This window comes from Variovorax sp. GW821-FHT09B01 (genome assembly GCF_059418345.1).
On record NZ_JBWKPQ010000029.1, the window covers coordinates 77619 to 99359 of the forward strand.

19 protein-coding genes and 1 riboswitch are annotated in these 21741 nt (G+C 70.0%); of the genes, 12 read left to right on the forward strand and 7 right to left on the reverse strand.

The genetic code is table 11. The annotated features are described in order from the left end of the window. Positions 1-34 precede the first annotated feature (34 nt). Positions 35-952: a LysR family transcriptional regulator gene (locus AC07RV_RS40740; protein ID WP_296781212.1), complete on the forward strand. Its 918-nt coding sequence runs from the start codon at positions 35-37 to the stop codon at positions 950-952. On the opposite strand, the gene AC07RV_RS40745 is transcribed toward AC07RV_RS40740, so the two are convergent. From AC07RV_RS40745 to AC07RV_RS40770, 6 genes are all read right to left on the reverse strand, one after another. Continuing rightward, entirely contained in the window at positions 940-1266 is a 327-nt protein-coding gene (locus AC07RV_RS40745) for a thioredoxin family protein (protein WP_296781218.1), read from the reverse strand. The genes AC07RV_RS40740 and AC07RV_RS40745 overlap by 13 nt on opposite strands. A 109-nt stretch (positions 1267-1375) precedes the next feature. Next, a complete protein-coding gene (locus AC07RV_RS40750; protein WP_296781219.1) occupies positions 1376-2065 on the reverse strand; it encodes an HAD family hydrolase in 690 nt (229 codons plus the stop codon). A gap of 333 nt (positions 2066-2398) precedes the next feature. Further along, the gene (locus tag AC07RV_RS40755) at positions 2399-3175 is read right to left on the reverse strand and encodes an SDR family oxidoreductase (RefSeq protein WP_296781220.1); all 777 of its coding nucleotides are present in this window, start codon (positions 3173-3175) and stop codon (positions 2399-2401) included. Between the two features lie 95 nt (positions 3176-3270). After that, positions 3271-4203, reverse strand: coding sequence for a pseudouridine synthase (locus AC07RV_RS40760; protein ID WP_296781221.1), 933 nt, complete (start codon positions 4201-4203; stop codon positions 3271-3273). Further along, positions 4200-5501 carry a leucine-rich repeat-containing protein kinase family protein gene (locus tag AC07RV_RS40765; RefSeq protein WP_296781232.1) on the reverse strand — a complete coding sequence of 434 codons (1302 nt, stop codon included), beginning with the start codon at positions 5499-5501 and terminating at the stop codon, positions 4200-4202. The genes AC07RV_RS40760 and AC07RV_RS40765 overlap by 4 nt, the downstream gene beginning before the upstream one ends. Before the next feature lie 59 nt (positions 5502-5560). After that, the gene (locus AC07RV_RS40770) at positions 5561-6622 is read right to left on the reverse strand and encodes an MBL fold metallo-hydrolase (protein WP_093348245.1); all 1062 of its coding nucleotides are present in this window, start codon (positions 6620-6622) and stop codon (positions 5561-5563) included. 126 nt (positions 6623-6748) lie between these two features. On the opposite strand from AC07RV_RS40770, the gene AC07RV_RS40775 reads away from it, so the two are divergent. The 8 genes from AC07RV_RS40775 to iaaH all read left to right on the forward strand — a co-directional run bounded on the left by AC07RV_RS40775 (position 6749) and on the right by iaaH (position 16097). After that, positions 6749-7189, forward strand: a complete 441-nt coding sequence (locus tag AC07RV_RS40775; RefSeq protein ID WP_296781222.1) for a MerR family transcriptional regulator — start codon at positions 6749-6751, stop codon at positions 7187-7189. Positions 7190-7252: 63 nt separating this feature from the next. Continuing rightward, positions 7253-7984 (forward strand): carbonate dehydratase, encoded by a 732-nt coding sequence (gene can, locus AC07RV_RS40780; RefSeq protein ID WP_296781223.1) that lies wholly within the window; start codon positions 7253-7255, stop codon positions 7982-7984. A gap of 20 nt (positions 7985-8004) precedes the next feature. Beyond that, complete coding sequence (gene aceK / locus AC07RV_RS40785) at positions 8005-9825, forward strand: bifunctional isocitrate dehydrogenase kinase/phosphatase (protein ID WP_296781224.1); 1821 nt, start codon at positions 8005-8007, stop codon at positions 9823-9825. A gap of 55 nt (positions 9826-9880) precedes the next feature. Further along, positions 9881-11065, forward strand: coding sequence for an acetyl-CoA C-acyltransferase (locus tag AC07RV_RS40790; protein WP_296781225.1), 1185 nt, complete (start codon positions 9881-9883; stop codon positions 11063-11065). A gap of 130 nt (positions 11066-11195) precedes the next feature. After that, positions 11196-12443: a glutamate carboxypeptidase gene (locus AC07RV_RS40795; protein WP_296781226.1), complete on the forward strand. Its 1248-nt coding sequence runs from the start codon at positions 11196-11198 to the stop codon at positions 12441-12443. A gap of 36 nt (positions 12444-12479) precedes the next feature. Continuing rightward, positions 12480-13607, forward strand: a complete 1128-nt coding sequence (locus tag AC07RV_RS40800; protein WP_296781227.1) for an acyl-CoA dehydrogenase family protein — start codon at positions 12480-12482, stop codon at positions 13605-13607. A gap of 13 nt (positions 13608-13620) precedes the next feature. Next, on the forward strand, positions 13621-14454 hold the full coding sequence (locus tag AC07RV_RS40805) for a metallophosphoesterase (protein ID WP_296781228.1): 834 nt from the start codon (positions 13621-13623) through the stop codon (positions 14452-14454). Between the two features lie 179 nt (positions 14455-14633). Next, entirely contained in the window at positions 14634-16097 is a 1464-nt protein-coding gene (gene iaaH / locus AC07RV_RS40810) for an indoleacetamide hydrolase (protein WP_296781233.1), read from the forward strand. Between the two features lies 1 nt (position 16098). Here the strand turns inward: iaaH and AC07RV_RS40815 are convergent, their stop codons facing one another. After that, positions 16099-16842: a helix-turn-helix transcriptional regulator gene (locus AC07RV_RS40815; protein WP_296781229.1), complete on the reverse strand. Its 744-nt coding sequence runs from the start codon at positions 16840-16842 to the stop codon at positions 16099-16101. Between the two features lie 278 nt (positions 16843-17120). Between AC07RV_RS40815 and AC07RV_RS40820 the strand changes: the two genes are divergently transcribed. From AC07RV_RS40820 to thiC, 3 genes are all read left to right on the forward strand, one after another. Then, positions 17121-18962: a hybrid sensor histidine kinase/response regulator gene (locus AC07RV_RS40820; protein WP_296787576.1), complete on the forward strand. Its 1842-nt coding sequence runs from the start codon at positions 17121-17123 to the stop codon at positions 18960-18962. A gap of 72 nt (positions 18963-19034) precedes the next feature. Continuing rightward, entirely contained in the window at positions 19035-19481 is a 447-nt protein-coding gene (locus AC07RV_RS40825; protein ID WP_093348268.1) for a YchJ family protein, read from the forward strand. A 67-nt stretch (positions 19482-19548) separates the two neighbouring features. Then, positions 19549-19654: riboswitch (TPP riboswitch) on the forward strand. Between the two features lie 86 nt (positions 19655-19740). Beyond that, entirely contained in the window at positions 19741-21621 is a 1881-nt protein-coding gene (gene thiC, locus AC07RV_RS40830) for a phosphomethylpyrimidine synthase ThiC (RefSeq protein ID WP_296787574.1), read from the forward strand. Positions 21622-21741 lie beyond the last annotated feature (120 nt).

The following is a 21741-nucleotide window of genomic DNA, read 5'->3' on the forward strand; positions in this document are numbered from 1 at the left end:
ATGAATTTATCTGGACCATTGCTGCAATCGCCTCATGAAAGTGGACATGCTCGGCCTGCAGGCATTCCTCGCCGTGGCGGAGCACGGCAGCTTCCATGCCGGCGCCGATTCGCTGCACATCACCTCCACCGCGCTGACGCGCCGGCTGCAGAACCTCGAGGCGGTGCTCGGCGTGCAGCTGGTGGAACGCACCACGCGCTCGCTGGCGCTCACGGTGATCGGCCAGAACTTCCTGCCGCAGGCGCGGCGCCTGCTCGCCGACATCTCCTCGGCCATGCTCGGCATCCGCGAGGCCGGCCAGGCCTCGCGCGGCAACGTGACCCTGGCCTGCGTGCCGACGGTCGGCGTGCAGTTCCTGCCCGCGGTGATCCAGGCCTACAGCGCCCTGTTCCCCGGCAACCGCATCAAGATCCTCGACCACTCGTCGGCCGGCGTGGCCGGCGCGATCCTGCAGCGCGAGGCCGAGTTCGGCATCAGCATCGCCGAGTCCTACGAGCCCGAGCTGGAGCGCATCCCGTTGCTGGAGGACCGCTTCGTGCTCGCCTGCCGCGACGACCATCCGCTGGCGCGCCGCCGCAGCATCGCCTGGTCGCAACTCGAGGGCCACGCGCTGATCGTGCCGGGCCCGGGCAGCAGCAACCGCCCGCTGCTCGATGCGGCGCTGGCACCGAGCGGACTGAACCTGCCCTTCGTCTACGAGGTGCAGCGCAGCTCGACCGCCGTCGGGCTGGTGGCGCAGGGCGTGGGCGCCGCCGTGGTGCCGAAGCTGGCCGTGCAGGACGGCACCTACCCGCGCATCGTGCTGATCGCGCTCGCGCAGCCCACGGTGCGGCGCAGCTTCGCGCTGCTGTCGCGCAAGGGCACGGTGCTGTCGCCCGCCGCGCAGGCGCTCTACCGACTGATCCTGTCGATGGCGAAGCCGGCGCGCGGCCGGCGCGTTCAGGCGGGCTGAGCGATCTTCGCGAGCGCCTCGGCGATCGAGGCGCTGTCGGTGGGCCGCACCAGCTTGGCCACTTCGCGGCCGTCGCGCATGAACACCAGCGTGGGCCACAGCTTCACGCCGAACGAGCGGCCCAGCGGACGCCCGCTGCCGTCCTCGACCTTGATGTGGCGCAGGCCCGGATGCTGCACGAAGGCCGCGGCGATGTCCGGCTGCGCGGCCTTGCAGACGCCACACCAGTTGGTGCCGAACTCGACCACCGCGGGGCCTTGCAGGGCGTCGATCTCGCTGCGTTCGGGCTGTTCGGTCTTGTACTCGGAGGTCATGCGCGGGGGCTCCTGGTGGGCATTGGATGGTGTGCAGCCGCCGCCGGCGGCCGGTCGTGATTCGATTCGAACAGAAAGCCGGCAGCCCTGCCGCCGGTGGGTGTTCGCTTCAGCCGACGGGCCGATGCGCCGCGAGCAGTGCCGGCAGTTCGGCCATGTCGCCGAACACCTGCACCGCGCCGACGCTGCGCAGCGCCTCGGGCCCGCTGTGGCCCGACTCGCCCGTGCTGTAGCCGAACACCGTCGCGCCCGCCGCCACGCCCGCCATCGCGCCCGTGACCGTGTCCTCGACCACCGCGCAGCGCTTCGGATCCACGCCCAGCGCCGCCGCCGCCGCGAGGTACACGTCGGGCGCCGGCTTCGAGCGCGGCATCTCGTGGCCGCTGAAGATCCGCCCCGCGAAGCAGTCGAGGATGCCGACCTTCTCGAGCTGCAGCTCGACCTTGAAGCGATCCGCGCCCGAGGCGCAGGCGATGCGCCCGTCGAGCTGCTCGAACAGCGCGCGCACCGCGGCGGGCGCATTCGGAATCGCCGTCAGGTCCCGCTCGAGCGCCTCGTTGCGGCGCTCGCGAAAGCCGTGCAGCCATTCGGGCGTGATGCGAAAGCCGGTCTTCGACTCGATCAGGTCGGCTTCGTCCTTCACCGCCTTGCCGGTGAAGATGCGCATCGATTCGTCGGTGGTGAGAGGCCAGCCCAGTTCGCCGAGCATCTCGGCAAGCACGCGGTTGGTGATGGGTTCGGAGTCGACGAGGACACCGTCGCAGTCGAAAAGGACCGCGGCGAAAGGAAAAGAGGACATGAGACAGATGGTACCGGCCGAGCAACGCGAAGGCCCGGCCAGTCCCCAAAGGCCGAGCGAAGCGATGGCCCGCCCCACTCCCCTCTGGCTGTGCCGAGGAGCGCAGGCGTAGGCGGGATCAGGGCCGCAGCTGTCTGAGCGGAGCGCAGCGCAGCGAGTTCTGCGGACCCCCGCCGTAGCCGAGCACCGCAGGTTGCCCGCAGCGAAGCGGAGGGACACAGACAGTGGGGTCGCCTTTTCTTTGGTTACTTTCTTTTGGCGAAGCAAAAGAAAGTGACTCGCCCGCCGGGGCGAGACCCGGCCAACAGCCTCAACAAAAGCGCAGCAAACAAATCAACGCGCGTGCGTCACCCCCCCATCCACCACCAACGTAGACCCCATCACATAGTCCCCCGCATTCGAAGCCAGAAAGATCGCCGCCCCCGCCATGTCCTCGGGCTTCCCGATCCGCCCCGCCGGAATCCGCCCCTTGATCTCATCCCCATGGTCCCGGGCATCCTTGTTCATGCTCGAAGCAAAGGCCCCCGGCGCAATCGCGCTCACCACGACCCCGTCCTGCGCCAGCCGCAGCGCCATGCGCCGCGTGAGCTGGATCAGCCCCGCCTTGCTCGCCGCATACGAGTAGGTCTCCTGCGGATTCACCGAGATCCCGTCGATCGAGGCGATGTTGATCACCTTCGCGAGGTGGTCGCCCCCCGCGGCCGCCTTCTTCAGCAGCGGCGTCAACGCCTGCGTCAGGAAGAACGGCGTCTTGAGGTTCAGGTCGACCACCTTGTCCCACCCGCTCTCCGGAAACTCCGCATAGGGCGCACCCCAGGCGGCACCGGCGTTGTTGACCAGGATGTCCAGCGAGGACTCGTGCTTCGCGAACGCATCGACCAGCGCCTGCGCCCCTTCGAGCGTCGACACGTCGGCCGGCAGCGACACGCAATGCCCGAGGGCCGACAGCTCCTGGGCGGTCTGGTCGCAGGCCTCGGCCTTGCGCGCCGAGATGTAGACCCGCGCGCCCTGCGCGAGATAGCCCTCGGCGATCATGCGGCCGATGCCGCGCGAGCCGCCGGTGATGAGGGCGGTGCGGCCCTGGAGCGAGAAGAGTCGGGTGGTGTCCATGTGCGGCGTCTCCTGGTGTGCCTGGGGCCGCCCGATGGAAGAAAGGCAAGGGCAGCCGGAGGCCGCAGCTTAGTGCCGGCGCCGCGCCGCGGGCGTCACCTTGGCGCCAGCAGCAGGCGCAGCTGGCTGTCGAAGCGGCGCGGCTCGCCGGTCACTGGATCGGTGAAGGCGATGGAGCGCGCCAGCAGCTGCAGCGGCCGCTCGAAGTCGTCGGTGGCTACCGGTGTCAGCACCGGATAGAAGGGGTCGTTCACGATCGGCATGCCCAGCGCCATGCAGTGCACGCGCAGCTGGTGCCGCCGGCCCGTGACCGGCGAGAGCGCGAGATGCGCGAGGCCGTCGAAGACCTTCAGCACCGCAATGCCGGTCTCGGAGTTCGGTTCGCCGGGTGCCTCCTTCACCTGCATGAAGTGCGCGTCGTCGACCAGCCGGCTGCGGTAGACCGAGGGCAGCGCGGCCGCGGCGGCCTCGCCGCCGGGCAGCGGCACGATCGCCTCGTACTCCTTGTGCACCGTGCGCTGCGCGAACATGGTCTGGTAGGCGCCGCGCGTCTCTGGCCGCAGCGAGAACAGCAGCAGGCCCGCGGTGCTGCGGTCGATGCGGTGCAGCGGCGACAGCGCCTCGATGCCGAGCTTGCGCTTGAGCCGCACCAGCAGGCTCTGGTGCAGGTACTTGCCGGTGGGCGTGACCGGCACGAAGTGCGGCTTGTCGACCACCAGCAGGTGTTCGTCGCGGTACAGCACCTGCTCCTCGAACGGGATCGCCGGCTCGGTGTCGAGCGCGCGGTAGTAGAAGACGCGCAGCGGCGCCTGGTAGCGGCGCTCGGGCGTGACGGGCACGCCGTGCTCGTCGACCACCTCGCCGTCGCGGATGCGCCGCATCCAGGCCTCGGGCGCGATCGCGGTGAAGCGCGCGATCAGGAAATCGGCGATGGTGGGCCAGTGGTCCTCGGTCGGCAGGCCGACGCAACTCGCGCTCACGCCGTCGCGCATCGGCAGCGGCGGATGGGCGAGGCGGCCGCGGCTCATGCAAGGGCCTCTTCGAGCAGCGCGGCGATCTCGGCAGCCGAGGGGCGCGCGGCCACCTCGGGCTGCAGGCAGCGATCGCGCAGCGCCGTCATCGCGAAAGGCGGTTCATCGCAGCGCGCGGCCAGTTCCTCGAGCAAGCAGCCGAAGGCGCGCACCTCCAGTTGCCGCGCGCGTGCCGCGTCGTCTGCGGGCAGCGCATCGGCGAACCAGGCGGCGCCGAAGTCGCCGAGGCGCGCGCCCTGCTCGGGATGCCAGAGGATGTTGTGCGCATAGAGATCGCCATGCACCAGGCCGCGCGCATGCAGGTGCCGCATCGCCGCAGCGATGTCGCGCGCGATGCGCAGCGCGGTGGCGGCGGACCAGCGGGCCTGCTCGGCATAGACGTCGCGCGTGCACGAGGCCAGGCTCGGCGGCCCCGCGAGCGTGCGGAACGAGGCCGGCACGCGCGCCATCACCAGGCCCTGCGTGCCCTCGGGATGGCCGTCGATGCGGCCCTGCGCGCCGATCAGGGTGGCATGGGCGCCAGCCGCGATGCTGGCCGCGAGCTCGCTGCGCGGCCAGCCGTCGCTGGTGACGGCCCCCTTGAACAGCTTGACCGCGACCGGCTCCCGCTCGTTCAGCAGCGCCTCGTGGATCACGCCCGAGGCACCTTCGCCGAGCTTCGCACCCAGCCGCAGCGCATGCCAGTCGATGCGCGGCACCGCGGGTGCGATCGCCGCGGCCTCCTCGTCGCGCGCGTCGAAGGCATTGCCCGCGGCGGCCAGCCACGACAGGCGCGGCATCGACCACAACCAGCCGGGCGGCGTGGCGAAACGGTTGGCGGAGATGCGCAGCAGCTCGAGCCACGTGCAGCCGGCCAGTGTTTCGGGCAGCGTGCTCAGGCGGTTGCCCGCGAGCATCAGCTTCTGCATGCGCGCGCAGTCGCCCAGCGTGTCGGGCAGGCGCTCGATCGCGTTGTCGGTCAGGATCAGCCAGCGCAGCGAGGGCGCGAGCGCCGCGGCCGGCACCTCGGCGATGCGGTTGGCCTTGAAGCCCACGATGTCGAGGTTCGCGCAGTCGCCGATCGATTCGGGCAGCCGCGTGAAGCGGTTGTCGGAACAGAACAGCACGCGCAGGCGGTGCAGCCGGCCCATGTCGTCGGGCAGGCGGTCGAGCGCATTGCCCGTGAGGTTCAGCACCTCGAGCGTGTCGGCCAGGTCCAGGATCTCGCGCGGAAATTCCTCGAGGCCGCAGCCCAGGTCGAGCCGCGTGGCGCCGGCCAGCCGGCCCGCGCGCAGCTCGGCCAGCGTGTGCAACATGTTCATGCCCGCGAGTCTATGCGCGGCCGTCCGCCGCGCTGCGCCGCGCCGCGCCGGCTTCAGTGCAGGGCGCCGAAGCGGTAGATGCCGTCCGCGCCCAGCTCGCGCTTCACCTGCCCCGAATACCAGAGCAGGTGCAGGTGCGCCACGGTCTCGCCCATCGCGAAGGTCATCTGGTGCAGGTCGAGTTCGCGCTTGAACAGGATCGGCAGCCCCTCGAAAGCCGTGATCGGCCGCGCCAGCGCGACCTCGAGCAGCTCGGCCAGGCGGTCGCGGTGGTGCTCCTGCAGCTGCTCGACGCGACGGTGGATGCCGGTGAAGGGCTTGCCGTGCGCGGGCAGGCCGAGGGTGTCGGCGGGCAGCGACTTGAAGCGCTCGATGCTGTCGAGGAACAGCCGCAGCGCATTCGCCTCGGGTTCGCCCGCGTACACGCTCACGTTGGTCGAGATGCGCGGCAGCATCATGTCGCCGCCCAGCAGCAGCTTGAGATCGTCGCAGTACAGCGCGATGTGCTCGGGTGCATGGCCGTAGCCGCTGATGCAGCGCCAGGCATGGCCGCCGATGTCGACGCTGTCGCCGTCGAGCATGCGCACGAAGCTCTCGGGCACCGAGGGCACCATGTTGGCGTAGTAGTTGGTGCGGCCGCGGATCTTGTCGAGTGCCTCGGGGTTGGCCAGGCCGTGCGCGCTGAAGAAGCGCGCGGCATGCTCGCCGCCCGCCAGCGTGTCGCCGCTGCTGCAGAGCACGCGTGCCACGTGGTAGTCGGTGGAGCTGATCCACAGCGGCACGTTCCAGCGCTTGCACAGCCAGTCGGCCAGGCCGATGTGGTCGGGATGCATGTGGGTAACGATCACGCGCACGATCGGCAGGCCCTGCAGCTGGGTCTCGAACACCTGCTCCCACTGGGCCCGCGCCTCGTCGCGCGAGATGCAGCAGTCGACCACGGTCCAGCCCTCGACGCCGCGGTAGTTGTCGCGCAGCAGCCAGAGGTTGATGTGGTCGAGCGCGAACGGCAGCCGCATGCGGATCCAGCGCACGCCGGGCGCCACTTCGAGGGCCTCGCCGGGGGCGGGCAGGGTGTCGCCGAGGGGGTAGTGGAGTTCGCGTTCGAGCAGATTCATGTAGGATTGACGTTTACGTAAACGTCATGGGTTGAGGGCACCATTGTAGAGAGCGCGGCGCAAATGTGCTGTCGCCCCCGCAACGCCCCCTTTCCGGCGCCTCCCGTGTTCCCTGAACAAGCCCTCATGCCAGCGCAAACCTTCACCATCAGCCAGCTCGCGAAGGAATTTGACCTGACGACGCGGGCGATCCGCTTCTACGAGGACATGGGGCTGCTCACGCCCGAGCGCGCGGGCCTGCAGCGCATCTACAGCGCGCGCGACCGGGCCCGGCTCACGCTCACGCTGCGCGCCAAGCGCCTGGGCCTGAGCCTGACCGAGGCCAAGGACATCCTCGACATGTACGACAGCCCGCGCGACACGGTGCCGCAGCTCGAGCGCTTCCTCAGCATATTGGGTGCCCACCGCGCGCAACTCGAGGGCCAGCTCGCCGAGCTGCAGGCCAATATCGCGGAAGTGCGTGCTCACGAAAAGAAGGGCCAGACGGCGCTGGCGCGCGCGCAGAAGGCTGAAACCGCCGGCAAGCCCAAGGCCAAGCCACCGCGACCGGCCCGAACCACCGCCTGAGAGAGCCCCCGGCGCCGGGCGCCGCCGCACCGAATCCCCCTCCACCTCACCGACAATCCCCGCATGTCCGAATCCCTCGACGACCTCTTCGCCCACAACCGCGCCTGGTCCGCGCAGATGGAACGCGACCGGCCTGGTTTCTTCACCAGCCTGGTCAAGCAGCAGACGCCGCGCTACATGTGGATCGGCTGTTCCGACAGCCGCGTGCCGGCCAACCAGATCACCGGCCTCGAGCCCGGCGAGGTGTTCGTGCACCGCAACGTGGCCAACATCGTGGTGCACTCCGACCTCAACGCGCTGTCGGCGATCCAGTTCGCGGTCGAGCACCTGAAGGTCGAGCACATCATGGTGGTGGGCCACTACGGCTGCGCGGGCGTGAAAGCCGCGCTCAATGGCACCCGCATCGGCCTGGCCGACAACTGGATCCGCCACATCCAGGACGTGCGCGACCGCCACCACGTGATGCTCGACAGCTTCTCGGAAGAAGTGCGCGCCGACGCGCTGTGCGAACTCAACGTCGCCGAGCAGGTGGTCAACGTGGCCGTCAGCACGGTGATGGTCGACGCCTGGAGCCGCGGCCAGAAGGTCACGATCCACGGCTGGACCTTCGGCGTGCACGACGGCCTGCTGCAGGACCTGGGCATGAGCGTGGAAGGCGACAAGTCGCTCGAATCGCTCTACCGCGCCGCCGTGCAGCGCGTGCGCCACAAGTACAGCCGCCCCGGCGAGCTGGTGACCAAACTCACGGGCAAGCCCGCAGCGGCGCCCGCGCCCGCCACCCCCGCGGCCGACTGAGACCGCGCCCGCTTCGGTTCATGTTCCCGCAGCGCCTCGACTCCCCGCTGGCCTACGACATCGCGAAGGCGATGATGGACGGCTTCAACCGGCACTACACGCTGTTCCGGGCCGAGTCGTCGCGCGCCAAGCACCGCTTCGAGACCGCCGACTGGCACGGCCAGCAGCGCGCGCAGCGCGAGCGCATCGAGTTCTACGACCTGCGCGTGAGCGAGGCGGTGGCGCGGCTCGAGAAGGAGTTCAAGGCCGGCGAGCAGCCGATGGACGTCTGGCACCAGGTCAAGCTGCACTACATCGGCCTGCTGGTCGACCATCACCAGCCCGAGCTGGCCGAGAGCTTCTTCAACTCGGTCACCACCAAGATCCTGCACCGCGCGTACTTCCAGAACGACTTCATCTTCGTGCGCCCGGCGATCAGCACCGAGTACATCGAGCCGCGCGGCGCGCCCACCTACCGGCCCTACTATCCGTCGCCCGCGACGCTGGCCGACACCATCGAGCAGATGCTCGACGACTTCGCGCTGCTCGGCAGCTGGGCCCACAAGCGGCGCGATGCCGAGCGCGTGGCGAGCGCAATGCAGGCGCGTTTCCACCAGGTCAAGCTGCGCGCCAACTTCCAGCTGCAGGTGCTCTCGGGCCTGTTCTATCGCAACAAGGGCGCCTACGTGGTCGGCAAGATCATGAACGGCTTCGTCGAGCTGGCCTTCGCGCTGCCGATCCTGCACGACGGCCAGGGCCGCTTCCACGTCGACGCGGTGCTGTTCGGCGAGGACGACCTGCAGATGCTGTTCAGCTTCGCGCGCGCCTACTTCATGGTCGACATGGAAGTGCCCTCGGCCTGCGTGCAGTTTTTACGCTCGCTGATGCCGCGCAAGCCGCGCGCCGAGATCTACAACGCGCTCGGCCTCGCCAAGCAGGGCAAGACGCTGTTCTACCGCGACTTCCTCTCGCACCTCAACTACTCGAGCGACCGCTTCCGCATCGCGCCCGGCATCAAGGGCATGGTGATGCTGGTGTTCGACCTGCCCTCGTTCCCGTTCGTGTTCAAGGTCATCAAGGACTTCTATCCGCCACCGAAGGACACCACGCGCGAGCAGATCAAGGGCAAGTACATGCTCGTGAAGCAGCACGACCGCGTGGGCCGCATGGCCGACACGCTCGAGTACAGCGACGTGGGTTTTCCGCTCGACCGCTTCGAGCCCGCGCTGATCGAGGAGATCCGGAAGTTCGCGCCCAGCCAGCTCGAGATCGGCGATCGCGACGGCAACGGGGAGATGGAGCTGGTGCTCAAGCATGTCTACATCGAGCGCCGGATGATCCCGCTGAACATCTACCTGCAGGAGGCCTTCGACATGCTCGCGCATCCCGAGAGCCCGGCACAGGCCAGGCGCGCCAGGGAGCAGCTCGAGCAGGCGGTGATCGAGTACGGCAACGCGATCAAGGACATGGTGGCGGCCAACATCTTCCCGGGCGACATGCTGTGGAAGAACTTCGGCGTCACGCGCGGCGGCAAGGTCGTGTTCTACGACTACGACGAGATCGAATACATCACCGACTGCCAGTTCCGCAAGGTGCCCGCGCCGCGCAACGAGGAAGAGGAGATGAGCGGCGAGGTCTGGTATTCGGTCGGCCCGAAGGACGTGTTCCCCGAGACCTTCGAGCCCTTCCTGCTGGGCAACAAGGACGTGCGCGAAGCCTTCATGGCGCACCACGCCGACCTGCTCGACGCTGCCTTCTGGCAGCACCACAAGGAACGCATCCAGGCCGGCCAGATGCTGGATGTGTTCCCGTACGAAGAGTCGCAACGCTTCCACGACGAGGAGCAGGCGGCGCATTCCTGACGGGCCTTCGCATCCGCGGACCCGCATTCTTTCTTCAGCTTCAAGGAGCACTCACATGTCCGAATCCATCGTCATCGTCGGCGCCGCCCGCACCCCCATGGGCAGCTTCCAGGGCGACTTCTCCTCCCTCGCAGCGCACGACCTCGGCGGCGCCGCGATCAGGGCCGCCGTCGAGCGTGCCGGCATCGCGCCCGACAGCGTGGGCGAGGTGCTGTTCGGCAACTGCCTGATGGCGGGCCAGGGCCAGGCGCCCGCGCGCCAGGCGGCCTACAAGGGCGGCCTGCCCGACAGCGCCGGCGCGGTCACGCTCAGCAAGATGTGCGGCTCGGCCATGAAGGCCGCGATGCTCGCGCACGACCTGCTCCTGGCCGGCACGCACGACGTGATGGTGGCCGGCGGCATGGAGAGCATGACCAACGCGCCCTACCTGATGCTCAAGGGCCGCGGCGGCTACCGCATGGGCCACGACCGCATCTTCGACCACATGATGCTCGACGGCCTCGAGGACGCCTACCAGCCGGGCCGCTCGATGGGCACCTTCGGCGAGGACTGCGCGGCCAAGTACAAGTTCACGCGCGAACAGCAGGACGCCTTCGCCATCGCCAGCGTCGAGCGCGCCAAGAAGGCCACCGACACGGGCCTGTTCAAGGACGAGATCGTGCCGGTCACCGTCAAGGGCCGCGGCGGCGACACGCTGATCGCCATCGACGAAGGCCCGGGCAAGGTCAAGCTCGACAAGATCCCGACGCTCAAGCCGGCGTTCAAGAAGGAGAACGGCACCATCACCGCCGCCTCGAGCTCGTCGATCAACGACGGCGCCGCCGCGCTGGTGATGATGACCGAGTCGCATGCGAAGAAGATCGGCGCCAGGCCCATCGCGCGCATCGTCGGCCATGCCACGCACGCGCAGCAGCCCGAGTGGTTCTCGACCGCCCCGGTGGGCGCGGTGGCCAAGCTGTTCAAGAAGACCGGCTGGACCGTCAAGGACGTGGACCTCTGGGAGGTCAACGAAGCCTTCGCGGTGGTGCCGATGGCGCTGATGCACGAGCTCGACGTGTCGCACGACCGCGTCAACATCCACGGCGGCGCCTGCGCGCTGGGCCACCCGATCGGCGCCAGCGGCGCGCGCATCATGGTCACGCTGATCCATGCGCTGAAGGCGCAGGGCAAGAAGCGCGGCGTGGCCACGCTGTGCATCGGCGGCGGCGAAGGCACCGCCGTGGCGCTCGAACTGCTGTAAAAGGTACGGCGCCCGTCCGCCGGCCCGGGCCGCCCGCCGCCTTCCGCCCCTCCCCGGGGCGGCCGGTCGGCGGCGGCCGCCGGCGGTCTTTCCCAGTTTCCGAACGAATCGCAGAAAAGCAGGAGGTCCCATGCGTCCCTTTCATTCACGCAACGTCATCGCCGCCGTGCTCGCGGGCGCCCTGCTCGCGCCGGCCGCCTGGGCGCAGAAGCGCGACAACGTGCTGTTCCAGGCCGCCACCGACGAGCAGCCCGCCGTCATCAAGACGCTGGAGAAGCTGGTCAACATCGAGACCGGCACCGGCGACGCCGAGGGCATCGCCGCGGCGGGCAACTTCCTCGAGGGCGAGCTGAAGAACCTGGGCTTCACCGTCACGCGCAGCAAGTCGGCCGGCCTGGTGGTGGGCGACAACATCGTCGGCAAGCTCAAGGGCCGCGGCGGCAAGAACCTGCTGCTGATGTCGCACATGGACACCGTCTACCTCAAGGGCACGCTCGCCAAGGCGCCGTTCCGCATCGAGGGCGACAAGGCCTACGGCCCCGGCATCGCCGACGACAAGGGCGGCAATGCCGTGATCCTGCACACGCTCAAGCTGCTCAAGGACTACGGCGTGCGCGACTACGGCACCATCACCGTGCTGTTCAACACCGACGAGGAAAAAGGCTCCTTCGGCTCGCGCGACCTGATCCAGGAAGAGGCCAAGCTGGCCGACTACGTGCTCTCGTTCGAGCCCACTGGCGCCGGCGACGAGAAGCTCTCGCTCGGCACCTCGGGCATCGCCTACGTGCAGGTCAACATCACGGGCAAGGCCTCGCACGCGGGCGCCGCGCCCGACCTCGGCGTGAATGCGCTGGTCGAGGCCTCCGACCTGGTGCTGCGCACCATGAGCATCGACGACAAGTCGAAGAACCTGCGCTTCAACTGGACCATCGCCAAGGCCGGCAACGTCTCGAACATCATCCCGGCCAGCGCGACGCTCAATGCCGACGTGCGCTACGCGCGCAACGAGGACTTCGATGCCGCGATGAAGACGCTCGAGGAGCGCGCGCAGCAGAAGAAGCTGCCCGATGCCGACGTGAAGGTGATCGTCACGCGCGGCCGCCCGGCCTTCAATGCCGGCGAGGGCGGCAGGAAGCTGGTCGACAAGGCGGTGAGCTATTACAAGGAAGCCGGCGGCACGCTGGGCGTGGAAGAGCGCACCGGCGGCGGCACCGACGCGGCCTACGCGGCGCTGTCGGGCAAGCCCGTGATCGAGAGCCTGGGCCTGCCGGGCTTCGGCTACCACAGCGACAAGGCCGAGTACGTGGACATCAGCGCGATTCCGCGCCGCCTGTACATGGCCGCGCGCCTGATCATGGACCTGGGTTCGGGCAAGTAACGACGACGCGACGAGAACGACACAAGGAGACACGCCATGCTGCTGAGCACCGACCAGGAAGCCATCCGCGACGCCGTGCGCGATTTCGCGCAGGCCGAACTCTGGCCCCACGCGCCGAAATGGGACCGCGAGCACAGCTTTCCGAAGGAAGTGCACCAGGGCCTCGCAGCGCTCGGTGCCTACGGCATCTGCGTGCCCGAGGAGCACGGCGGCGCCGGCCTCGACTACCTCACGCTCGCGCTGGTGCTCGAGGAGATCGCGGCCGGCGACGGCGGCACCAGCACCGCGATCAGCGTGACCAACTGCCCCGTCAACGCGATCCTGATGCGCTACGGCAATGCGCAGCAGAAGAAGCAGTGGCTCGAGCCGCTGGCGCAGGGGCAGATGCTCGGCGCCTTCTGCCTGACCGAGCCGCAGGCCGGCAGCGACGCCTCGAGCCTGCGCACCACCGCGCGCAAGGACGCCGACGGCTATGTGATCGACGGCGTGAAGCAGTTCATCACCAGCGGCAAGAACGGCCAGGTGGCGATCGTGATCGCGGTCACCGACAAGGCCGCGGGCAAGCGCGGCATGAGCGCCTTCATCGTGCCGACCGACGCGCCGGGCTACCAGGTGGCGCGGCTCGAGGACAAGCTCGGCCAGCACAGCAGCGACACCGCGCAGATCAACTTCGACGGCTGCCGCATCCCGGCGGAGAACCTGATCGGCGCCGAGGGCGAGGGCTACAAGATCGCGCTCGGCGCGCTCGAGGGCGGCCGCATCGGCATCGCGGCGCAGAGCGTGGGCATGGCGCGCAGCGCCTTCGACGTGGCCGTGGCCTATGCCAAGGAACGCCAGGCCTTCGGCGGGTCCATCTTCGACCAGCAGGCCGTGGGCTTCCGGCTCGCCGACTGCGCGACGCAGCTCGAGGCCGCGCGCCAGCTGATCTGGCATGCCGCGAGCCTGCGCGACGCCGGCCGCCCCTGCCTGAAGGAGGCCGCGATGGCCAAGCTGTTCGCGAGCGAGATGGCCGAGCGCGTGTGCAGCGCCGCGATCCAGACCCTGGGCGGCTACGGCTACGTGAACGACTTCCCGCTCGAGCGCATCTACCGCGACGTACGCGTGTGCCAGATCTACGAAGGCACCTCGGACATCCAGAAGCTGCTGATCCAGCGGGCACTGTGAGCCAGCCGCGCTGATGCGCCGCCCCGGATGGCGCGCCCTCGCGGCGCTCGCGCTGGCCGCGCTCGGCCTCTGGAGCGTCGCGATCGAGCCGCGCTGGGTCGCGGCGCGCACCGAGACGCTGGGCAGCGCCGCCTGGGGCGCGCAGCCGCGGCTGCGCATCGCGGTCGCGAGCGACTGGCACATCACCGAACGCAGCCTCTGGCGCGTGACCGACGTGGAGCGCGCGCGCCGCATCGTCGACGCCATCAATGCCGCGCAGCCCGACGTGGTGCTGCTGCCCGGCGACTTCCTGGCCGGCCACGGCGGCGACGAGCCGCTGCCGATCGAGACCATGGCCGGGGTGCTCGGGCGGCTGAAGGCGCCGCTGGGCGTGTACGCCGTGCTCGGCAATCACGACTGGTGGCACGACGGCGCGCGCATCGCGCACGCGCTGTCGGCGCAGGGCATCGTGGTGCTCGAGAACGACGCCGTGCCGCTGCCCGGGCGCGAGCTCTGGGTGGTGGGCATCGGCGACCACTCCACCGATCATTCGCGGCCCGATCGCGCCTTGTCGCGCGTGCCGGCCGGCGCCCCGACGCTGATGCTGATGCACGACCCCGCGAGCCTGGCCGGGATGCCTCGCCTCGCCGCGCCCGCGCCGGTGCTCACCGTGGCCGGCCACACCCATGGCGGCCAGGTCTGGGTGCCGGGCTACGGCGCGCCGATCGTGCCCGGCGCGGCGCCGCGCACCTGGGCCTATGGCTGGATCGAGAACCGCGGCCGGCGCATGTACGTGACCAGCGGCCTGGGCGTGAGCATCCTGCCGGTGCGCCTCAACATGCGGCCCGAGTGGGTGCTGTTCGAGTAGGGGCCACCGATCGCGCATCCGCGCCTTGTCATCGGTTTCGACGACAGACAGCCGCCGCGCGGCGGCGCACGATGGCGGCCTTCCGTTCGTTCATCGAGGCCGCCGCCATGACCCGTTCTTCCTTCGTCCCCTTGCGCCGCCCGGCGCGTCTCGCAGCGTCCGCGCTGGCCGTGCTCGCTATGAGCGCCACAGGAGCCCACGCCCAGCAACCGGCCGCGCCCGACATCGCCACCCTGACCGCCAGCGAGGCGGTGCGCGAGCTCTGCGCCGGCCGGCTGACCAGCGAGCAGCTGGTCACGGCCTATGTCGCGCAGGCCAGGGCCAAGGCGAACCTCAACGCCTTCATCACGCTCGACGAGCAGGGCGCGCTCGCGGCCGCGCGCGCCGCCGATGCCGCGCGCAAGCCCGGCGCGGCCTGCAAGCCGCTGGCCGGCCTGCCGGTGGCGATCAAGGACAACATCCAGGTGCGCGGCCTGCCCGCCAGCGCCGGCACGCCCGCGCTCAAGGGCTTCGTGCCGGCGGCCGACGCGCCGGTGGTCGCGAAGCTGCGCGCGGCCGGCGCCATCGTGCTGGGCAAGACCCACATGCATGAGCTGGCCTTCGGCGTCACCGGCTACAACCCGGCCTTCCCCTCGGGCCCCGAGGTCGGCGTGCGCAATGCCTACGACCCGCGCCGCATCGCGGGCGGCTCCTCGTCGGGCAACGGCGCGGCGCTCGGCGCGCGCATGGTGTCGGCCGCGCTGGGCACCGACACCGGTGGCTCGGTGCGCATTCCCTGCGCCTTCAACGGCTGCGCGTCGCTGCGGCCCTCGATGGGCCGCTATCCGCAGCAGGGCATCGCGCCGATCTCGCACACGCGCGACACCGCCGGCCCGATGGCGCTGTCGGTGGCCGACCTGGTGCTGCTCGACCGCGCGATCGCGGGCGGCGCGGCGGTGCGTCCCGCCGACCTGAAACGCGTGCGGCTCGGCGTGGTGCCGGCCTTCTTCGCCAACCTCGATGCCGACACCCGCGCCGCCACCGATGCCGCGCTGGCCAAGCTGCGCGCGGCCGGCGTCACGCTGGTCGAGCTCGAGATGCCGAAGCTCGCCGAACTCAACGGCGCGGTGGGCTTCCCGGTCGCGCTCTACGAGGCGAACGACGACATGGCGGCCTACCTCGCGAAGTACGCCACGGGCATCGACCTGAAGCAGCTCGCCGCGGGCATCGCGAGCCCCGACGTGAAGGGCACCTTCGACGGCCTGGTGCTGCCGCGCAAGCTGCCGGCCGCGAACGGCACGGTCGACGCCAAGCCGGCCTACGACCACGCGATGCGCGTGGCGCGGCCGGCGCTGCAGAAGCTCTACCGCGACACCTTCACGAAGCACCGGCTCGACGCGCTGGTGTTCCCGACCGTGCCGCAGGTGGCGCTGCTGGCCGCGCCCGAGGCCAGCAGCCCCGAGAACTTCGGCGCGCTGATCCAGAACACCGACCCCGGCAGCAACGCCGGCATCCCGGGCCTGCAGCTGCCCTCGGCGCTGGGCGCGACCAGCGGCCTGCCGATCGGGCTCGAGCTAGACGGCCCCGCGGGCAGCGACCGCCGCCTGCTGGCGCTGGGCCTCGCGATCGAGCCCTTGCTGGGGCGGCTGCCGGCGGCGAAGTGATTCAATCGCGCGGCAGCACGCCCGCGAGCGCCGAGCGGCGCTCGATGCCGAGCTTGTCGAAGATGCGCCGCAGGTAGGTGCGCACCGTGGGCACGCCCACCGCCATGCGGCGCGCGATGTCCTTGTCGGTGAGGCCTTCGCGCACGGCGCGCGCCACCTGCCGTTCGCGCGCGCTGAGGCTGGCCCAGGGCGAGGCGGCCGCGCTTCCCGCGCCACCCGTGCGCTGCTGCGCGCGCCGCAGCGCGCCCGCGAACGCAGGCTCGATCAGGTCGAGCATCAGCGTCTCGCGCGCGCCGAAATCGCCGCGCTCCTTGCGGCGCCAGATGCGCAGGTCGCCGAGCGCGCGCTCGCCGTCGAAGGCATGAAGGTTCAGGCCCCAATGCAGGCCGTCGCGCGCTAGGAAGTCGTTGAAGAAGGGCGTGCGCATCAGTTCGCGCTGCGGCATCACCTCGGTCACGCGCGTGGCGCGGCGGCGCGACTGCAGCACGAAGGTGATCGGGTCGTGGTGCTGGTGCCACTGCGCATAGGTGTCGAGGTTGGCCGGCGCCATGTTGATCGCCACGCGCGAGCCGAAGCCGCCGCGCTCGGCGTCCCAGACGAAGGAGGCGAACTGGTCGGCCCGCAGCAGGCCGAGCAGCGCATGGCCGAGGCGCTCGCGGATCTCGCGCTCGCCGCCCTCGTCGTCGCGCGCGAGCAGCGTGAACACGCCGCGCAAGGCCTGCTGTTCGGAAGCGCTCAGGTACATGGCCGTTGTTCCTCGATGGTGTGCGTTGTCTTCCCGTGGTCCACTCGCAAGGTGTGAAGAAACCGTAGCGAGCGCCCCGAGGTCGCGCCGAGGACCGGAGCCGTACTCTGTACGGTGAGGACCGCAGGTGCGAGATCGGGGCGCGCAGTAGGTTTATTCACACCTTGTCCGGTCTCCGGGGCGTCACGTTAGCGGGTAGCAAGCGGCACGCCAAGGGTGGATGCCCGCGGGTCGATGGGCGGACACATGGCGCGGGCAGAATGGGCCGCGAACCCGCCATGCCACCGACCCCGCCCACGCCTCCCGCCAGCGCCGAGCGCTCGTCCGCGCAGGCCGCCGGCCTGCTGCAGCGGCTGCGCGCCTACTGGGTCGAATCGCCCAACCCGAACCCGCTGGTCGACCAGAGCCTGGCGCGCGCCTACATCGTCGACACCATGGACACGCCGCTGTCGGCGGCCGTGACCGCCGCGGTGTTCTGGATCACCTTCCTCGTGCTCACCGGCCACAAGGGCACGCTGGTGTGGGCCGTGCTGGTGCATGGCATGCAGTGGCACATGCATCGCCACCTGCGCAGCCTCGCGCCGGAGGCGATCGATGCCGCCTCGGCCTGGGCCACGCGCCGCCGCCTCGAGCTGCGCATGCTGTTCCCGGGCGTGGTGTGGGCACTGGCGCCGTGGCTGTTCTTCCCGAGCGGCGATCTCGCGCACATCCTGCTCTTGTACTTCTTCGTGAGCGGCGTCACCGGCGTGATCATCGCGGCGCTCGCGCAGTGGTGGCTCGCGGCCCTGTGCTTCAGCGTGCCGGTGTTCCTGAGCCTCGCGCTGCGGCTGGTGATCGAGCCCGGCAGCGTGACGGTCATCATGGGCTGCCTCGCGCTCTCGCAGCTGCTGGCGGCGCTGCACTACGCGCGCAAGCAGAACCGGCTGATCGTGGGCTCGATCGAGAACGGCTTCGAGAACGCGCGGCTGGCCGATGCGCTGGCGCGCCAGCTCGAGCACGTGGCGCAGCTCGCGGCGCAGCGCGCGCGCATCTTCGCGGCCGCCAACCACGACCTGCGCCAGCCCATGCATGCGCTCGCGATCTTCGTCGACGCGCTCGACACGCGCCACGCGCCCACGGCCGAGAACCTGCGCTTCATGCGCGACAGCGTCGATGCACTGCGCGGCTCGATCGACGCGCTGCTCGACATCGCGCAGCTCGACGGCGGCGTGGCGCCGGTGCGCTTCGAGCCGGTGCGACTGGCCACACTGTTCGCGCCGCTGCAGGGGCGCTTCGCGGCGCTGGCGCAGGCCAAGGGGCTGGTGCTGCGCATCCGCGCCACGCCCGCGGTGGTGCGCGCCGACGCGCGCATGCTCGCGCGGCTGCTCGGCAACCTGGTCGACAACGCGATCAAGTACACGCCCCACGGCACGGTGCTGGTGTGCGCGCGGCGCACGCGCGGCGGCCCCTCGGGCACCGCGCCCGCCTGGCGCATCGAGGTGCGCGATTCGGGCGTGGGCATCGACACGGCGCACCGCGAGCAGGTGTTCGAGGAGTTCTTCCAGGTCGACAACCCCGGGCGCGACCGCAGCCGAGGGCTCGGCCTCGGGCTGTCGCTGGTGGCCAGCATGGCGCAGGTGATGGGCGCGCGCATCGCGCTGCGCAGCGCGCCGGGGCGCGGCAGCACCTTCTCGCTGGTGCTCGAGCAGATGGCGCCGCTGCCGGGCGAGGCCCCCGCCGAGGTGCCGCCGGAGGCAGCGCTCCCCACCGGCGGGCCGATCCGCATCCTGGTGCTCGACGACGAGCAGCCGGTGCGCGAGGCCATGCGCTCGCTGCTCGGCGGCTGGGGCCACGAAGTGGCGCTGGCCGCCAATCCGCGCGAGGCGCTGCAGCAGGCCGGCGTGTTCGACCTGATGCTCAGCGACCTGCGCCTGGGCAGCGGGCTCTCGGGGCTGGCCGCCGCGCAGGCACTGCAGGCGGTGGGCAAGGCGCGCCACGTGGTGATCCTCACGGGCGAGACCGCGCACGCGAACCGCGCCGAGGTCGAGCGCGCAGGTTACGCGCTGATCTACAAGCCGGCCGACGCACCGGCGCTGCGCGAGGCGATCGCGCAGAGCATGCGGCCGGCCGAGGCGCGCTGATCCCCCTCGCGGCGGCCCCAGGGCTTGCCCTCTGGAGGCCCCTGCCCGCACGGTGTTCCAATAGGGGCCTCCATGCCCAGCGTTCCCGATCCCTCCACCGCACCCTGCCCCTGCGGCCGCACCGACCGCCGCGACAAGCCCATCGCCTACGCGATGTGCTGCGGCCGCTACCTCGACGACTTCGAGCACACCCCCGCGCCCGATGCCGAATCGCTGATGCGTTCGCGCTATACGGCCTTCGTGCGCGAGCGTGCCGAGTACCTGCTCGGCACCTGGCACGCGAGCACGCGGCCGGCCTCGCTCGACTTCGAGCCGGACGTGCGCTGGCTCGGGCTCGACGTGCGCGGCCGCTCGATGAGCGATGCCGACCATGCCGAGGTCGAGTTCGTCGCGCGCCAGCGCGGTGCCTCGGGCACGGCCTCGCGGCTGCACGAGCGCAGCCGCTTCGTGCGCGAGTCCGATGCCGAGGGCCTGTCGCGCTGGTACTACGTCGACGGCGACCTGCAGGCGCGCGCCTGAAGCCCGGTGCGAAAGCGCGCCGTCTTGACGCGGGCGGTTGACGGCGAAGGCCGGCGCTCGCACAATCGGCCCCGCTCCGGGGTGCACGCATGTGGCGTGCTGAGATGGCAAAGCTGCCGACCCGCGAACTTGATCCGGGTCATACCGGCGTAAGAAGAGCTGCACTCCCTGGCTTCGGTCCGTCCCTCCACCCGAGACGGCGCCCACAGCCCACCGAGCGATTGCGGAGCACCCTTTCCATCCACAAGGAGTGCCCTGCATGAATGCCCCCGACAAGTTCACCACCCTGCTCTCGCTCACGCGCGAGCCCTTCCCCGCGTCGCACAAGTGCGTCATTCCCGGCAGCAGGCCCGACCTGTTCGTGCCGGTGCGCGACGTGAAGCTCACCAACGGCGAGACCGTGTCGCTCTACGACACCTCGGGCCCCTACACCGACCCGAAGGTCGAGATCGACGTGCGCCGCGGCCTGCCCGACGTGCGCGGTGCCTGGGTCGCCGAGCGCGGCGACACCGAGAGCTACGAGGGGCGCACGCACCATGCGCTCGACGACGGCGCGAAGAACGAGGACCGCGATGCCCAGCGCCTGGCCGAGTTGCGTGCCGGCGCCTCGGCGCTGCAGCGCACGCCGCGCCGCGCGAAGTCGGGCGCCAACGTCACGCAGATGCACTACGCGCGCCGCGGCATCGTCACGCCCGAGATGGAGTACGTGGCGCTGCGCGAGAACGGCAAGCGCGAGTGGATGGCCGAGTACCTCGCCAACGAGGAGCGCGCGAAGCGCGTGGCCGGCAACCCCATGGGCGCGAGCATCCCGCGCATCATCACGCCCGAGTTCGTGCGCGACGAGGTGGCGCGCGGCCGCGCGATCATTCCCGCGAACATCAACCACCCCGAGGTGGAGCCGATGGCGATCGGGCGCAACTTCAAGGTGAAGATCAACGCCAACATCGGCAACTCGGCCGTGACCTCGAGCATCGAGGAAGAAGTGGAGAAGCTGGTGTGGGCGATCCGCTGGGGCGCCGACAACGTGATGGACCTGTCGACCGGCAAGAACATCCACACCACGCGCGACTGGATCGTGCGCAACAGCCCGGTGCCCATCGGCACCGTGCCGATCTACCAGGCGCTCGAGAAGGTGGGCGGCGTGGCCGAGGACCTGACCTGGGAGATCTACCGCGACACGCTGATCGAGCAGGCCGAGCAGGGCGTCGACTACTTCACCATCCACGCCGGCCTGCGGCTGCCGTTCATCCACCTGACCGCCGACCGCATGACCGGCATCGTCTCGCGCGGCGGCTCGATCATGGCGAAGTGGTGCATCGCGCATCACAAGGAGAGCTTCCTCTACACGCACTTCGAGGACATCTGCGACATCATGAAGGCCTACGACGTGAGCTTCTCGCTCGGCGACGGCCTGCGCCCCGGCAGCGGTGCCGACGCCAACGACGAGGCGCAGTTCGCCGAGCTGCGCACCCTCGGCGAGCTCACGCAGATCGCCTGGAAGCACGACGTGCAGACCATGATCGAAGGCCCGGGCCACGTGCCGATGCACATGATCCAGTCGAACATGGACGAGCAGCTCAAGCACTGCCACGAGGCGCCGTTCTACACCCTGGGCCCGCTGACGATCGACATCGCGCCCGGCTACGACCACATCGCGAGCGCGATCGGCGCGGCGATGATCGGCTGGGCCGGCACCGCGATGCTGTGCTACGTGACGCCGAAGGAGCACCTGGGGCTGCCCGATCGCGACGACGTGAAGCAGGGGATCATTGCCTACAAGATCGCCGCGCATGCGGCGGACGTGGCGAAGGGACATCCGGGAGCGCGGTCGCGCGACGATGCGCTGAGCAAGGCGCGCTTCGAGTTCCGCTGGCAGGACCAGTTCAACCTCGGGCTCGATCCGGATACCGCGCGCGAGTTCCACGACGAGACGTTGCCGAAGGATTCGAGCAAGGTGGCGCACTTCTGTTCGATGTGCGGGCCGAAGTTCTGCTCGATGAAGATCACGCAGGAGGTGCGGGAGTATGCGGCTGCGAAGGGGGTGGCCGAGGGGTTGGCTGTGGAGAAGGGGATGGAGGAGAAGTCGAAGGAGTTTGTGGCGGGTGGGGGGGAGATGTATATCCCTATTCGGGCTGTCTGACGGGCTGCTTTTTGTTGTCGCCTTCTTGCCTGTTGGTTAGGTCGTTGGCCGGGTCTCGCCCCGGCGGGCGACCTACTTTCTTTTGCTTCGCCAAAAGAAAGTAGGCAAAGAAAAGGCGAC